The organism is Streptomyces sp. LMG1-1-1.1, assembly GCF_040815545.1.
Lineage (GTDB): Bacteria > Actinomycetota > Actinomycetes > Streptomycetales > Streptomycetaceae > Streptomyces.
In genome coordinates this window covers 88,602-103,252 of record NZ_JBFPNH010000033.1, presented here as the reverse complement: position 1 = coordinate 103,252, position 14,651 = coordinate 88,602, and the positions used below count along the sequence as shown (strand labels likewise).

Genomic DNA, 14,651 nt, shown 5'->3' with positions numbered 1-14,651 from the left:
GCCCCCTCGCCGTGACCGGGCGGGACGTCGCCCCCGCCGCCGGGCGCCGCGCCGGACGGCGCACCGAAAGCCAGCGTGGGCGTCCCGGGAGCGGCCGGAGCCGTGGCGGGGGCCGATGCCAGGGGCTCCGGAGCGGCCGGGGCCGGTGCCGGGGTCTCCGGGGCGGCCGGGGCCGGAGCCGGGGTCTCCGGGGCGGCCGAGGCCGGAGCCGGGTTCGTGGGCTTCGTCAGGTTCGGAGCCGTCCACGGCGGCTCGGCGGCTCGTGGAGACCCCTCGGGGGCAGGCGGCGCGGCCGGTGCCGGAGTTCGCGGGTCTGCCGGGTCCAGGGTTCTGTCGTTCGGAATGCGGTCGGACGGTTCGGGACGTGCGTCGTTCGGCTCTTCCCCCACCACGGTTCCCCCTCGTGGTCCATGCGCGGTGACACCCCACCGTCGCTCTTCCCACCTACCCTTCACCTTCTCCGCACACGCGTCCGCCGTTCCGGGAAGCGGTGACAAACCTGCGACCTTCGCCCTGCGGGAATTCGCGCCGCCCAGGGCCTAGAGTCGCTGGGTGCCGTACGACCACCGGAACACCGCCCGCCGTTCCCTCGCCCTCGCGCTCGCCGCCACGGGCTGCTGCGCCGTGCTCGCCGGATGCGCGGCCTCGCAGGCCGCGCCGCCCGCCGGAAAGGCCCGGGAGGCTCAGGAGGCCCAGGAGACCCGGGAGGCCCAGGGCACTCAGTCCCGCCCCCCGCTGGCCTCCGCGCCGACCCCGACCGGTTCACCTTCCCCCGCGCCGGCGTCCCAGGGCAGCGGGTCCCTGGCCGGCCGGACCGTCGTCATCGATCCCGGTCACAACTCCGGCAATTTCCGCCATTCAACGGAAATCAACCAGAAGGTGAACATCGGGACGACCCGCAAGGAGTGCGACACCACCGGCACGTCCACCGACGCGGGGTACACGGAGGCGTCGTTCACGCTCGACGTCTCCCACCGGCTGCGGGACCTGCTCGCCGCGCGCGGCGCGAAGGTGGTGCTCACCCACGACGCCGACCGCCCGTGGGGTCCGTGCATCGACGAGCGGGCCCGTATCGGCAACGCCGCCCGCGCCGACGCCGTGGTCTCCGTCCACGCGGACGGTTCGGCGGCCGGCCACCGCGGCTTCCATGTGATCCTTCCCGCACGGGTGCGCGGCGGCGCGGCGGACACCGCGCCGATCGTGGCGCCGTCGCGCGCGCTCGGCGAGCGGATCGTCGACCGGTTCGCCCGCGCGACCGGAACGTCCCCCGCCAACTACCTCGCCGGCGGTACGGGGTTGGACGTGCGCGACGATCTGGGCGGGCTCAATCTGTCAACCGTGCCCAAGGTCTTCGTCGAATGCGGCAATATGCGTGATCCGAAGGATGCGCAGCTGCTCACGTCGTCGACGTGGCGGCAGAAGGCGGCACAGGGCATCTCGGACGGCATCGCGACCTACCTCAAGGGGTAGAACCGGCGAGCGATAGATTCGCTCCGTACGATGGGGCCGCCCCCGTGCCGCGAGGCCCCGAGTGCCACCCCCCGACGCGACGACCGACGAACGACGAAGGACTCTTACGTGAATATCCGCTCCCTCACCCGAGGCGATGGCGTGCTGATCGGTGCAGCGGTGGTGCTGTTCATCGCCTCGTTCCTCGGCTACGCCAGCTGTGACGGCCCGGCGTCCATCTGCGACCAGATCGACTCCCCGAACTCCTGGGAGGTGTCGCCGCTCGGCTGGGGCTCCTTCTTCCTCGGCATCGCCGGCGTCGCCCTCGTGGTCGTCTCCCACGGCCTGCCGCAGCAGCGCAAGATCGTCGGCCTGGAGCTGAACCAGGTCGGTGCCGCGTTCACCGTCGCCTCCGCGTGGACCCTGCTGATGTGGGTCTTCGAGTCGACGAACGCCGGCGCGGGCCTGATCCTCGGCCTGATCGCCTCCCTGGTCGCGGCCGGTGCCGCGGTGGCCGGCCCGCTGGTGCCCGCGCTGAAGGCCCCGCTGGTCGGTGCGCCGAGCCCGCAGGCCCCGCAGCCGTACGGCATGCAGCCGGGCCAGCAGGGTCAGCCGGGCGTTCCCGGCGGCTACGGCTACCCCGGCGCGCAGCACCCGCAGTACGGCGGACCGCAGGACCCGTCGCAGGGTGCGGGCCAGCCGTTCGGCGCGCAGGCCGCCGCCCCGCAGCCGCAGGCCCCGCAGCAGCCGGAGCCGCAGGCCCAGGCTCCGCAGCCGGCGGCGCCCGCCGCGGACTTCGCGCCGTTCTGGTTCGCCGTCCCGGTCGCCCGTCCGCTGTACGCGGAGGACGGCTCGCAGGCGCCGATCGCCGAACTGGCGCCCGGCACCTGGTACCTGGCGGTCGAGCAGCGCGGCCCGGCCCTGGTGGCCCAGACGCAGGACGGCCGCCGCGGCGTCCTCCAGGACACCACGGGCATCCAGCGCGGCTAGGTCCCGCGCACATCCCGCAGGCGACGGCCCCCCGTCCGGAATCCCTTCCGGGCGGGGGGCCGTTGCCGTACAGTGCCCGCACCATCTGATGGATCGTCAGAAAGGTTGCGGGGCATGCGACTCGGACTCGCCCTCGGCTACTGGGGCCGCGGCCCCTCGCCGGCCCACCTCGACCTCGCCCGCGAGGCCGAGCGGCTCGGCTACGACTCGGTGTGGACGGCGGAGGCCTGGGGCTCGGACGCCTTCACGGCGCTGACCTGGATCGCCGCGCACACCAGCCGGATCAGGCTGGGCACGGCCGTCGCGCAGATGGCCGCGCGCGCCCCGACGACGACCGCGATGCACGCGCTCACGCTCGACCACCTCTCCGGCGGGCGCCTGCTCCTCGGACTCGGCCTGTCCGGGCCGCAGGTCGTCGAGGGCTGGTACGGCCGCCCATTCCCCCGCTCCCCGCTGACCGCGACCCGCGAGTACGTGGACGTGGTCCGGCAGGTCCTGCGGCGCGAGGGCCCGGTCCGGCTCGACGGGCGGCACCACTCCCACCCGTACTCCGGCGAGGACGGCACCGGCCTCGGCAAGGCCCTCAAGCCGATCACCCACCCGCTGCGGGCCGACGTGCCCGTCCTGCTCGGCGCCGAGGGACCCAGGAACGTCGCGCAGACCCTCGCCATCGCGGACGGCTGGCTGCCCCTCTACTGGACGCCGGACCGCTGGGCCGAGGTGTACGCGCTCCCCGAGGACCTGCCGGAGGGCTTCCTGGTGGCCCCGATGGTCCGGGCGCAGCTCTGCGACGACGTGGCGGCCGGCCTGCTGCCGGTCAAGGCGATGCTCGGCTTCTACATCGGCGGCATGGGACACGCGGCCCGCAACTTCCACGCCGACCTGATGGGGCGGATGGGGTACGGAAAGGAGGCCGGGCGGATCCAGGAGCTGTTCGCGGCCGGGCGGCGCGAGGAGGCGGTGCTCGCCGTGCCGGACGCCTTCGCGGACGAGATCTCCCTCGTCGGCCCGCGCGCGCGGATCGCCGAACGGCTCGCCGCATGGCGCCGGGGCCCGGTGACGGACCTCCTCGTCACGTCACCGGACCCCGCCACGCTCCGCGTCCTCGCCGAGCTCAACACGTAGAGGCGACACATAGGGCTCGACACGTAGGGCTCGACACGTAGAGCTCGGAGCTCACTGAGCAGAGCTCGACAGACGGAGCTCGACAGGCGGAGCTCGACAGGCGGAGCTCGACACGTCGGGCTCGACGCGTCCGACTACCCGCCCAGCTGCGAGGCGCTGGGCACCTTCTCGACGACCTCGGCGCCGGCGCTCTTGCCCGCGTCCTTGACGCTGTTGATGACGCTCTCGAAGGCGCCGACGTCCGCGGCACCCGCCTCACCCTTGCGGAGCTTGGTCCCGAGGTCCTTCAGGGACTCGATGCCGGCCGAGAGCGGCGCGACCGCCCTGGAGAGCAGCGGGTCGCCCTTCGCGTTGTTCACCGCCGCCTTGAGCCTGTTGTACGTGAACGCGCCCGCGAGGCCCGCCTTCACCAGCGCGAGCGTCCGGCCGTCGGCGCCCTTGGTGAACTTGCCCGCGCGGTACGGCTTCACGATCCACTGGTACGCGGCGCCCGCCGCCAGGCCCGCGTTGGCCACGAACCGGGTCTTGGCCAGCTTCTGCTGCTCGAAGGTGCTCGTGCTCGTCGGGGTCACGGCGGCGCCCACGCTCTGGGCCTCGTCGTCGCCGCCGCACGCGGCGGTCGTCAGGAGCAGGGTGCAGGACAGCAGCAGCGCCACGACGCCACGCGAGACGGTTCTGGGCACGACGGACACGGCGGGACCTCCCTGGGGACTGTGGCGCCAGCCTCGCCCGGCCCCCGCCGGGCCGCCACCCGGGTGGCTCCGAACGGGGCGGTGGCTCCGAAGGGGCGGCGGTCCCGGACCAGGGGGTTCCGTCAGAGGCAGCAGTCCGGTTCGAGGCCCGTGGGGAGGCGTTCGCCGCCGAAGACGGCGACCGTGGCCTCCTCGCCGCCGAGTGCGGCGACCGCGAGCAGCAGGGAGCCGGCGGTCCAGCTGGTCTGCTCCTCGGGCCAGAAGGCCTTGTCGGCCTCCGTGTCGCCCTCGAAGACGTACCCCGTCCAGTACATGCCGTTCTCGGCCCGCAGGTGGCCGATGTCCTGGAGGACCGCGAGGGCCCGGTCGGACTCGCCCATCGCCCAGAGCGTGAGGGCGAGCTCGCAGGACTCGCCGCCCGTGACCCACGGGTTGGGCACGACGCACCGCACGCCGAGGCCGGGCACGACGAACGTCTCCCAGTCGGCGTCGATGCGGGCCTGCGCCTGGGGCCCGGTGATCGCGCCGCCGAGGACCGGGTAGTACCAGTCCATCGAGTAGCGCGACTTGTCCAGGAAGCGCTCGGGGTGCCGGCGGATCGCGTGGCCGAGCGCCCCGGCCGCCAGCTCCCAGTCGGGCTGCGCCTCCTCGCGGGCCTCGGCGATGGCGAGGGCGCAGCGGAGGGCCTGGTGGATCGACGAACTGCCGGTGAGCAGCGCGTCGTTCACCGGCTCGCCGTCGGGCTCGCGCTTCCAGCCGATCTGGCCGCCGGGCTGCTGGAGCCCGAGGACGAACTCGACGGCCGCGTAGACGACGGGCCACATCCGGTCGAGGAAGGCGTCGTCGCCGGTGGACAGGTAGTGGTGCCAGACGCCGACCGCTATGTACGCGACGAAGTTGGACTCACGGCTCCGGTCGGTGACCCGGTCCGCCTCCCCGTCGTGGTAGGCCGCGTACCAGGAGCCGTCGCCGTTCTGGTGCCGGGCGAGCCACTCGTAGGCGCGGGCGGCGGCGGCGTGCTCGCCGGCCGTGTCCAGGGCCATGGCGGCCTCGGTGTGGTCCCACGGGTCGAGGTGGTGGCCGCGGAACCACGGGATGGCGCCGTCCTCGCGCTGCCCGGCGAGTATCCCGGCGACGGTCTCGGCGGCCTGCTCGGCGGTGAGCACCCCGGGCAGGACGAGGTGCTCCGCGATCCGCTCGGGGCTCGTCACTTGGCGTCGGCCTTCGGGAGGTGCGGCTTGGTCGCGTACGCCACGAAGCTCTTGCCGACGACCGGGTTGAGCAGCTGCTCGGCGACCCGGGTCAGTGCGGGCTTCTTCATGATGTCCCAGACCAGCAGCTTGTGGTACGCGCGGACCGGCAGCGCCTTGTCGTTGTCGACGCCGAAGGCGCACTTCAGCCACCAGTACGGCGAGTGCAGCGCGTGCGCGTGGTGGGTGCCGTACGGCCGGAGCCCGGCCTGCCGGATCTTGCCGAGGAGCTCGTCCGCCTTGTAGATGCGGATGTGGCCGCCCTCGACCTCGTGGTACGCGTCGGAGAGCGCCCAGCAGACCTTCTCGGGGCCGTACCGCGGCACGGTGATCGCGATCCGGCCGCCCGGCTTGAGGACCCGGACCATCTCGGCGAGCACGCCCTTGTCGTCCGGGATGTGCTCCATGACCTCGGAGATGATCACGACGTCGAAGGACTCGTCGGGGAACGGCAGGTTGAGCGCGTCGCCCTCCATGGCCGTCGCGGTCGCGCCGGCGGGGGCCTCCCCGGCCTCCTTCATCGCAGCGAACCACTTGGCGACCTCGCGGATCTCCTCGCCGTTCTGGTCGAGGGCCACGACCTGCGCGCCGCGCCGGTAGCACTCGAAGGCGTGCCTGCCCGCACCGCAGCCCAGGTCGAGCACACGATCGCCGGGGGCGAGCGGGAAGCGGGTGAAGTCGACGGTCAGCACGGGGTCCTGCTTTCGGGGTTGGAAGGGGTGTGTGGGCAGCCGTCGGCCCGTCGGGGGCGGGCGTTCCGCGAGGCGGAACAGGTGGGCACGGCCCACCCGCGGGGCCGCACCCGGCGAACGGTGCGACGCGTCACGGGCGGACTCCGGCACCCTGGCGGGCGACGGCCTCCCGGTACAGCTCGGCGGTGCCCTGCGCCGCACGCGCCCAGGTGAACCGGGACAGCACCCGCTCGCGGCCGGCGGCGCCGAGCCTCGCCCGGAGCTCCGCGTCCCCCAGCACCCGCCCCAGTGCGGCGGCCAGCGCCCCCGCGTCGCCCGGCGGCACGGCCAGACAGGTCTCGCCGTCGGGTCCGGCGACCTCGGGGATCGCGCCGCCCGTCGTCGCGACGAGCGCCGTCCCGGTGGCCATGGCCTCCGCCGCCGGCAGCGAGAACCCCTCGTACAGCGAGGGGACGCAGGACACCTGCGCCGAGCGCACCAGGTCGACGAGTTCGGCGTCGCTGATGCCCTTGACGAACTCGACGGCGCCTTCGAGCCCGTACCGCTCGATGGCCGCGGCGACGGGCCCCCGCTCGGCGCGCTTGCCGACGACGACGAGGTGGGCGTCGGGGTTCTCGGTGCGGAGCTTGGCGAGCGCCTCGATGAGGTGGACGAGGCCCTTGAGGGGGACGTCGGCGCTTGAGGTGGTGACGATCCGGCCGGGGACCTCGGCGACGGCCGGGTCCGGGGACCAGAGGGTCGTGTCGGCGCCGATGTGGACGACCTGGATGCGGTCCTCGCGGACGCCGAGGTGGTCGACGATCTCCTGGCGGGAGGTGCCGGAGACGGTGAGCACGGACTCCATGCGGCGGGCGACGCGCTTCTGCATGCGGGTGAAGCCGTACCAGCGGCGGACGGAGGCGCGGCGCTTCCAGTCGGCGGCGGCGTCGAGGTCGAGCTGCCGGTCGACGGTGATGGGGTGGTGGATCGTGGCGACGAGCGGTGCGCCGAGGGCGCGGGCGCCGCCGAGGAGCCCGTATCCGAGGGTCTGGTTGTCGTGGACGACGTCGAAGTCGCCGCGCCGGGCGGCGAGCATGCGCCGGGCGCGCAGGGAGAAGGTGAGGGGCTCGGGGAAGCCGCCGGTCCACATGGTGGCGACTTCGAGTCCGTCGATCCAGTCCCGGTACTCCTCGCGCTTCGGGGTGCGGAAGGGGTCCGGCGAGCGGTAGAGGTCGAGGCTCGCGATCTCGGTGAGCGGCACGCCTTCGTCGAGGGTGGGGTACGGCTGGGAGCCGATGACCTCGACGGTGTGTCCGAGGCGGGCGAGTTCGCGGGAGAGGTGCCGGACGTAGACGCCCTGCCCGCCGCAGAACGGGTTCCCCTTGTACGTGAGGAGAGCGATCCGCAACGGTCCGTCACCGGTCGCGGTGACGCCCTGTCGGGGGCCTGCCTCTATGGCCTCAGCGGTCATGCGCGACCCCCTTCGAGCGTGCGTTTCGCCGGAGCGTAACCGCTCGCGCTAATCTAGAACAAGTTACAGACTTGATCGTTCGGGATCTTCTCGCCCGTCTGCCCGCCCGGCCTTCTTGATCCTCCGAGGAGGACAGAATCTACCGGCAGGTAGCTCCGCGGTGAGAGCCGGAACAGGTGATTCGCGCCACGGCGGCGGCACCGCTACTGTCGCTCCCCACCGCACGGAACGGGACCTCATGACCGCAGAGAGCAGAGCGGACCACAGACCCGCGTCGCCGCCCCTCACGGAGCGCCAGGAGGCGCGGCGCCGCCGCATCCTGAACGCCAGCGCCCACCTCGCGGCGCGGGGCGGCTTCGACGCCGTGCAGATGCGGGAGGTCGCCGAGGCGGCCGGGGTGGCCCTGGGGACGCTGTACCGCTACTTCCCCTCCAAGATCCACCTGCTGGTCGCGACCATGCAGGACCAGCTCCAGCACATGCACACCACCCTGCGGAAGCGGCCGCCCGCCGGCGCCGTGCCGGCCGAGCGGGTCGCCGAGACCCTGATGCGGGCGTTCCGCGCGCTCCAGCGGGAACCCCAGCTGGCCGACGCGATGGTGCGGGCGCTGACGTTCGCGGACCGCAGCGTGAGCCCCGAGGTCGACACGGTCTCGCGGCTGACGACCGCGATCATCCTGGACGCGATGGGGACCGATCACCCCACTCCGTCGCAGCTCTCCGCGGTCCGGGTGATCGAGCACACCTGGCACTCGGCGCTGATCACCTGGCTGTCCGGGCGCGCCTCGATCGCCCAGGTGAAGATCGACATCGAGACGGTCTGCCGGCTGATCGACCTCACGGCCCCGGAGCCCGGGACCTCCTGACGGGTCCCGCCCGCGCCCCCTGCGGTCCGGCCGCCGGGGGTGCGGGCGGCGCCGGCTCAGCCCTGGGGCTTGGCGTTGCTCGCGGCGATGACCGCGGCGCACTCCGGGCTGCCGTCGACGGCCACGAACATCACGAGCTTCAGCGGGCCCGCCGAGTGGTTGCTGGCCTGGAGCTGCCAGCTGCTCTTCTTCAGCGACTTGATCACAGAGCCGCCCGCGCCGGAGCTGCGCTCCTCGCTCCAGCCGCCCTTGGTCAGGGTCGCGACGGTGTCCGTGTAGGACTTCGCCGGGTCCGCCGCCTTCTCGGCGTCGGCCGTCCAGCTGACCATGCAGTTCTTGGCCTCGGCCGGGATCTGCTCGCCCGAGGCGTCCTGCGTGAAGCCGGCCCCCGTCGCCGCGTCCGTCAGCTCCTTGGTGACCGCCGCCCCGTCCAGCTTGGCGTCGTCCGAGCCACCCGAGCCGCCCGAGCCGCCCGTCACGGACGATCCGGCCGAGGACGAACCGCCCTTGTCCGAGCCGCCCCCGCTCCCGCAACCCGCGACCAGCAGCACCACACCGGCGGCCGCGGCCACCCTCCCCCAAGTTCTCGACTTCGCTCGAACAGGGGGTACCCCCATCGCCTTGCGCACAACACTCCCGAATACGCACGCACGAAGGCCTCTTGCCCCCGTTGACAAGGGCACAGTTTTGCACGTGGAAACGACAGCCGGGCGCAACGACCCCTTTCGTCAGGGCCGTTCGCGGTCCTCCCCGAACAGGGTGTCCAGTTCCTTCGCCGTGAACCGCGCCATGCACGAGTCCTCCGAGGCCTGGAAGGAGATCAAGTCCATGCTCAGTCCCTGCCGCGTGCTCTGGTGACGGGCGTACAGCGTCCAGCCCTGCTTCTTGAGCGTGACCGCGACCATGGTGCCGCCCTTGTCGTCCAACTTCTCCACCTGGCGCTGCGACTGGCTCCACCGCTCCCCCGCCAGGGCGGCGACCGCCTCGTCGAAGCCACCGCGCGACCCGTCGGCGACGGGGCCGACGTACTGCCAGGCCGCCGAGCATGCGGCGGCCCGCTGGGCGATCCGCTCCCGCTCGTCCGCCGGCGTCGCCGTGGCCGTCACCTGCCCCGGCTCCGGCAGCTCGGACTTCGGCAGCCCCGCCCCGGCCACGGCCGCACGAATCTCGGCCTGCGCCGCCTCCCGCCCGAAGCCCCCGGCCCCGGCCTCTTGCGCGCCGCACCCCGTGACACCGATCGCCACCGTCATGGCCAGGGCCGCGACAGCGGCCCCCCTCTTCCCGTACACAGTCGTCCCTCCCAGGTCACGGGGCTGGAGGCCCCGTGATCGAGGGAGCAGTGTGCCATGGACGCGGGCGGCTACTCCTCCGGGGGATAGACCGGCTCGCCGCCGTCGGCGAGGGTGATGAGGATGGCTTCCACCGGGCAGCCCTCGGCGGCCGCGAGGACGCGTTCGCCCGCGTCCGCCTCGGGCTCGACCGGATGGGACTGGCGGGCGGTGTCGAGGCGGAAGCCGTCCGGGGCGTGGTTGACGCACATGCCGGAGCCGATGCAGACGCTGCGGTCGACCTCGACGCGCCAGCGGTCGCCCATCACGCGTCCCCGTACCCGGCGGGGAGGTGGATCATCTTGTGCTCCAGGTACTCGCCGAAGCCCTCGGGGCCGAACTCCCGGCCGAGGCCGGAGTTCTTGTAGCCGCCGAAGGGGCCGAGCATGTCGAGGCTGAAGGTGTTGACGTTGAAGGTGCCGGTGCGGACCCGGCGGCCGAAGTCGATGCCGTGCTCCACGTCGCCGGTCCAGACGCTGCCGCTGAGCCCGAAGTCGGAGTCGTTGGCGATGCGGAGGGCGTCGGCCTCGTCCTCGTAGGGCAGGAGGCAGATGACCGGTCCGAAGATCTCCTCGCGGGCGATCCGCATGGAGTTGTCGACGCCGCCGAAGAGGGTCGGTTCGACGTACCAGCCGCGTTCGAGCCCGGCGGGCCGCCCGCCGCCCGCGAGGATCTTGGCGCCCTCCTGCTGGCCGATGCCGATGTAGTCGAGGGAGCGCTGCTGCTGGCGCCGGGCGACCAGCGGGCCGACCTGGGTGGCCGGGTCGAGCGGGTCGCCGACGACGAGCGCGCCGGCCGCCGCGGCGAAGGCCTCGGAGATCTCCTCGTACCGCGAGCGCGGGGCGAGGATGCGGGTCTGGGCGACGCACGCCTGGCCGTTGTTCATCCAGGCGGCCGGGACGATCCCGGCGACGGCGGTCTCCGTGTCCGCGTCGGGCAGGATCACGGCGGCCGACTTCCCGCCGAGTTCGAGGGTGACGCGGGTGAGGTTGCGCGAGGCGACCTCCATGACCCGGCGCCCCGCGGCGACCGAGCCGGTGAAGGAGACCTTGTCGACCCCGGGGTGGCCGACGAGGTACTCGCTGACCTCGCGGTCGGCGGGCAGGATGCTGAGGACGCCCTCGGGCAGCCCGGCCTCGGCGGCGATCTCGGCGAGGATGTACGAGTCGAGGGGCGCCTCGGGCGACGGCTTGAGGACCACCGTGCAGCCGGCGAGCAGCGCGGGCCCCAGCTTGGCCGCGGCGGTGAACTGCGGCACGTTCCACGGGATGACGGCCGCGACGACGCCGACCGGTTCGCGCCGGACGAGCAGCGGCCCGAGGACGCCGCCGCGCCGTTCCTCGTACGGGAAGTCGCGGGCGACGGTGATCGCCGCGTCCCAGACCATCATCGCGCCGAGCGCCTGGGCGAGGACGGACCAGGAGTACGGGGAGCCGTTCTGCGCGCTGATGACGCGGCCGATCTCCTCGTACCGGACGGCGATGGCGTCCTTGATGCGGGTGACGACGGCGATCCGCTCCTCGACCGTCATCCGCGGCCACGGCCCCTCGTCGAAGGCCCGCCGCGCGGCGGCGACGGCCCGGTCGACGTCGGCCTCGGAGGCGTGCGGGACGCGTCCGATGACCTCCTCGGTGTGCGGCGAGATCACCTCGATCACGCCGGTTCCGAGCGGTTCGGTCAACTCCCCGCCGATGAACAGCCTTCCGTGCTCCACAAGCTCGGTCATGACCGCTGCCTCCCGAGGAGATGGAATTGCCCCTGAGTTTCTGACGACGCTTCAGAACTGATACCAGTTCTAGTTATACTTGGCCAGACTTGAGGCCAAACCGGCCCCCACCAGCAGCTTTGCCACTGGTGGGGGCCGTCGTCATGCCGCCTGGGCCGCCTGTGGGCCGTCGGGTGCTTCACCGCGCGCCTGATAGACGTCGTCGACGGCCTTCCGCGTACGGCTCTCACTGCTCGGCATGAGGTGCGTGTACGTCCTCAACGACTTCTCCGTACCGTCGGGGCCGACATACCGGGCCCGGTAGCGCATACCCGTCCCGTAGCGGTCGGTCCTGACCCGCCGGGCCTTGCCGTTGGCGCCCTGCTCGACCTTGAACCAACGGTCCTGGATGTGACCTGCCATGTGGTGCTGTGCCTCTCTCAGGGAAAGCCGTGGGGCGCGGCCTCATGGCCGCGCCCCGGGAGTTGGATCGATCGGTTGTGCCTCAGGCGGCCAGGTCGGCTGCCATGCGCTCGCATGTCCACTTCTGGACGGCGGCGGGGTCGTACCGGACGTGCTTGCCGACCCGGAAGCCGGGCGGCCCGGTGCGCTTCCGGCGCCACTGGTAGACGGTCTCCAGGGGCACGCCGAACAGTTCGGCGATGTCGTCGGGGGTGAGGTAGCGGTCGGGGAGTCCGGCTCGCAGGGTGGTCACGGCGGATGCCATGGGTGGCTGTCCTCTCGCGTGTGTCCGAGGTCGGGATTTCTGCGTCATCGCGTCAATCGCGTCACTCGGCCGCCTGACCTGCGGATTCCAGTGACGCAGGGGTCTTCGGCCTGGTCACTGGTGACGCAGGCTCTCCGTCACGGATGACGGAGGTGACGCGGAATGACGCAGACTTTGGCGTCTGCGTCACCGTCGTAGTGGCAGGTCAGGTGCCGTTTCCGGCCGCCTGTGACACAGGTGACGCAGCGTTTCTCTCTTAGGAAAAAGAGAGGGTGGTGTCTGTTGTTGTGCGCGCCTTCGAGCGTGAAGAGGGAGCCGCAGAGCGGCACGTCCCTTGCAGCGGCGGCGAGGCCGCCGAAGAACAAGAGGAGCACGCCCCCCGGGGCGGGGCCGTGCTCCTTTTGCTTGAGCAGTGGCAGGACATGTCGCGCGGCAGTCGGCACGTCGCTGTTCCAGCGGCTGATCGCTGCCACAGCCGCGCGCCGCAGGGATGAATCCTCAAGCAGGAGGGCGCCAACGTAGCCGTCCAGTGCCGCCACCCCGAAGCCGGCGAACGCCCGCAATAGTCGACCCGGCGGCTCAACGCGCCCGGGTCGCGGCAGGCTGCCCCGCACCACCCGCCGGTTGCATCGACGGGCGCTCCCAGCCGGGGAGCGCCACAGCAGCCCGGGGTCAGCCGCCACCCGAGTTGGCCGAGGCCGAACCACCTGAGGTCCAGCGGGAATTGGGCTGCGGCCTTTCGCGCGTGCTGCGCTCGGTGCGCAGCAGCACCACAACCCCAGCCGGGCCGAGCAGAGCCTTCAAGGCGTCGATGAGCCGCCGCGGGTCGCCGCCGAACGGGAGCTCGATCCGCTCCCGGGCGCCCTCTAGGACGAGTTCCAGCGCGAGCGTGGAGACGGCCGGCTTGCAGTCCCCCTGGTACGGCTCCACCACCTTGTGCGTCAGCCACACCTCGCGCAGGGTCGTGACGGGCAGCCAGACGTCCGGCCCGGCGGCCCGGACCAACCGCAGGGACGCGGGCACCCCGGCCGGCGCGAACTCCACCCGCAGGATGTCCCGGGCCCGGGAAAAGGCCATCGCCGGCCAGCCGATCAGGTACTCCAGCCCGACGATCACCCCCACCACCACGAACACGGTCGACGCCCGCGCCCCGGCCAGCGCCATCCAGAGGGCGACGACCAGGGTCGGCACACCCAAGGCGAGCGGAACGAACAGCGCCGGCCCCACCGACATCAGCGCGTTCCACACCCGCCCGGTCGGCCCCGCGCGCAGGACCAGATCCGTCGAGTCGGGGCCTTGTCTCAACAAGGGATCGGCCGCCATGCCTCCAGCGTAGGACCGGTCCGCAAGAGCGCCTCGACCACATCCGGCCGATGGGGCACGACTTCTGACGGCCCGTAGCCCTCAGTCGGCGGGCGCGGCGGGCTCCCAGCGCTCGAACCACGGGTCGGGCCACTGCTCGGCGGCCATCGGCGGCCCGTGCGGCGCGGTCTAGAACATCCCGCGCTGCGCGCCGGGCGAGGGGGGCTGCGGGCGGGTCATCTCGATGTACCGGGCGCTCCTCGTGCGGCCCCAGTCGACGACGACGCCGCGTGCGGCCAGGACGGGCTGGAGACGCTTGAGCCGGTCGGAGAGGACCTTGCCGGTGGTGGGCCACCCCTTGGGCGCGACCCGCAGGCCGTCGCGCGTGTAGAGCTGGGTGAGGCAGTGCAGCCACTCGGACGACGTCATCCGCACGTCCGCGCCCGGGTCGATGCCGGCGGCGTAGTCGAGGACGGTCTGCGCGAGCACGTCGCCCTCGATGACGTCGTCGTTCAGGTCGTCCAGGCTGGCCCGGTAGGCGTCCAGCGCTCCGAAGCCGGTGGCCGTGTCGAGCTGCGCGCACAGGTGGGCGAAGTCGGCCATCCGCAGGTCGGTCGGGATCTGCGGATGGGCGGCGCGGACCTTGACGGTGAGGTCGAGCAGCGAGCCGAGGATGACCGGGAGGATCTCCTCGAACTCCGCCCACAGCTCCGCCTCGGTGCGCCGGATGAGGGGGCGTTCCAGACGGAGCTGAGGAGGCGTTCGGCGAGGTCGGGGCGGATGACGCCGACGTCGATGCCGGTCAGCAGCAGCGGCTTGCGGTAGCGAGAGCGCACCACGTCGCCGTCGGTGAACAGGGCCCGCTTGATGGTCTCGGCACCGGTGACGATGCAGCACATCAGATCCGAGAGGTCCGGGCCGAGGTCGTTCGTACAGTGGCGCGCTCCACCTGGACACCCGGCACCGCGCCTGCTCCACGGTGTGTGGGTCGACGGCAGACGGGATGGGAGTTTGAGGGGTGAAGGTGCAGCGAATGGAGCGACCCGTCGTTGCACCGTCTCACTCTATGTGGGTCA

The 14,651-nt window shown here is 72.5% G+C and carries 15 protein-coding genes and 2 pseudogenes; 4 read left to right on the top strand and 13 right to left on the bottom strand.

Annotated elements, in window-relative coordinates; genetic code table 11:
* Positions 1 to 552 precede the first annotated feature (552 nt).
* The 3 genes from MRBLMG1_RS20345 to MRBLMG1_RS20335 all read left to right on the top strand — a co-directional run bounded on the left by MRBLMG1_RS20345 (position 553) and on the right by MRBLMG1_RS20335 (position 3,564).
* Positions 553 to 1,470, top strand: coding sequence for an N-acetylmuramoyl-L-alanine amidase (locus MRBLMG1_RS20345; protein ID WP_367825509.1), 918 nt, complete (start codon positions 553 to 555; stop codon positions 1,468 to 1,470).
* 108 nt (positions 1,471 to 1,578) lie between these two features.
* Positions 1,579 to 2,439: a DUF5336 domain-containing protein gene (locus MRBLMG1_RS20340; protein ID WP_367825508.1), complete on the top strand. Its 861-nt coding sequence runs from the start codon at positions 1,579 to 1,581 to the stop codon at positions 2,437 to 2,439.
* A 114-nt stretch (positions 2,440 to 2,553) separates the two neighbouring features.
* Complete coding sequence (locus MRBLMG1_RS20335) at positions 2,554 to 3,564, top strand: LLM class F420-dependent oxidoreductase (RefSeq protein ID WP_367825507.1); 1,011 nt, start codon at positions 2,554 to 2,556, stop codon at positions 3,562 to 3,564.
* Positions 3,565 to 3,698: 134 nt separating this feature from the next.
* On the opposite strand, the gene MRBLMG1_RS20330 is transcribed toward MRBLMG1_RS20335, so the two are convergent.
* The 4 genes from MRBLMG1_RS20330 to MRBLMG1_RS20315 form a co-directional block, all read right to left on the bottom strand.
* Positions 3,699 to 4,247, bottom strand: coding sequence for a hypothetical protein (locus tag MRBLMG1_RS20330; RefSeq protein WP_367825513.1), 549 nt, complete (start codon positions 4,245 to 4,247; stop codon positions 3,699 to 3,701).
* Between the two features lie 131 nt (positions 4,248 to 4,378).
* Positions 4,379 to 5,467, bottom strand: coding sequence for a prenyltransferase (locus MRBLMG1_RS20325; RefSeq protein WP_367825506.1), 1,089 nt, complete (start codon positions 5,465 to 5,467; stop codon positions 4,379 to 4,381).
* Positions 5,464 to 6,198, bottom strand: a complete 735-nt coding sequence (locus MRBLMG1_RS20320) for a class I SAM-dependent methyltransferase (RefSeq protein ID WP_367825505.1) — start codon at positions 6,196 to 6,198, stop codon at positions 5,464 to 5,466. Before MRBLMG1_RS20320 ends, MRBLMG1_RS20325 begins: the two co-directional genes overlap by 4 nt.
* A gap of 130 nt (positions 6,199 to 6,328) precedes the next feature.
* Positions 6,329 to 7,648, bottom strand: coding sequence for a glycosyltransferase family 4 protein (locus MRBLMG1_RS20315; RefSeq protein ID WP_367825504.1), 1,320 nt, complete (start codon positions 7,646 to 7,648; stop codon positions 6,329 to 6,331).
* Between the two features lie 238 nt (positions 7,649 to 7,886).
* Between MRBLMG1_RS20315 and MRBLMG1_RS20310 the strand changes: the two genes are divergently transcribed.
* Positions 7,887 to 8,513: a TetR family transcriptional regulator gene (locus tag MRBLMG1_RS20310; protein WP_367825503.1), complete on the top strand. Its 627-nt coding sequence runs from the start codon at positions 7,887 to 7,889 to the stop codon at positions 8,511 to 8,513.
* Positions 8,514 to 8,569: 56 nt separating this feature from the next.
* Here the strand turns inward: MRBLMG1_RS20310 and MRBLMG1_RS20305 are convergent, their stop codons facing one another.
* The 9 genes and pseudogenes from MRBLMG1_RS20305 to MRBLMG1_RS20265 form a co-directional block, all read right to left on the bottom strand.
* A complete protein-coding gene (locus MRBLMG1_RS20305) occupies positions 8,570 to 9,085 on the bottom strand; it encodes a hypothetical protein (RefSeq protein ID WP_367825502.1) in 516 nt (171 codons plus the stop codon).
* Between the two features lie 156 nt (positions 9,086 to 9,241).
* On the bottom strand, positions 9,242 to 9,802 hold the full coding sequence (locus tag MRBLMG1_RS20300) for a hypothetical protein (protein ID WP_367825501.1): 561 nt from the start codon (positions 9,800 to 9,802) through the stop codon (positions 9,242 to 9,244).
* Between the two features lie 71 nt (positions 9,803 to 9,873).
* Positions 9,874 to 10,107 (bottom strand): ferredoxin, encoded by a 234-nt coding sequence (locus tag MRBLMG1_RS20295; RefSeq protein WP_367825500.1) that lies wholly within the window; start codon positions 10,105 to 10,107, stop codon positions 9,874 to 9,876.
* Positions 10,107 to 11,567, bottom strand: coding sequence for an aldehyde dehydrogenase (locus MRBLMG1_RS20290; protein ID WP_367825499.1), 1,461 nt, complete (start codon positions 11,565 to 11,567; stop codon positions 10,107 to 10,109). The genes MRBLMG1_RS20295 and MRBLMG1_RS20290 overlap by 1 nt, the downstream gene beginning before the upstream one ends.
* 261 nt (positions 11,568 to 11,828) lie before the next feature.
* A pseudogene (locus tag MRBLMG1_RS20285) lies at positions 11,829 to 11,969 on the bottom strand (site-specific integrase); the annotation flags it as partial.
* Positions 11,970 to 12,051: 82 nt separating this feature from the next.
* On the bottom strand, positions 12,052 to 12,273 hold the full coding sequence (locus MRBLMG1_RS20280) for a helix-turn-helix domain-containing protein (RefSeq protein ID WP_362567987.1): 222 nt from the start codon (positions 12,271 to 12,273) through the stop codon (positions 12,052 to 12,054).
* A 137-nt stretch (positions 12,274 to 12,410) separates the two neighbouring features.
* The gene (locus MRBLMG1_RS20275; RefSeq protein ID WP_367825498.1) at positions 12,411 to 12,812 is read right to left on the bottom strand and encodes a hypothetical protein; all 402 of its coding nucleotides are present in this window, start codon (positions 12,810 to 12,812) and stop codon (positions 12,411 to 12,413) included.
* 133 nt (positions 12,813 to 12,945) lie between these two features.
* A complete protein-coding gene (locus MRBLMG1_RS20270) occupies positions 12,946 to 13,596 on the bottom strand; it encodes a hypothetical protein (RefSeq protein ID WP_367825497.1) in 651 nt (216 codons plus the stop codon).
* 168 nt (positions 13,597 to 13,764) lie between these two features.
* Positions 13,765 to 14,498, bottom strand: a pseudogene (locus MRBLMG1_RS20265) (ATP-binding protein); the annotation flags it as partial.
* Between the last annotated feature and the right edge of the window lie 153 nt (positions 14,499 to 14,651).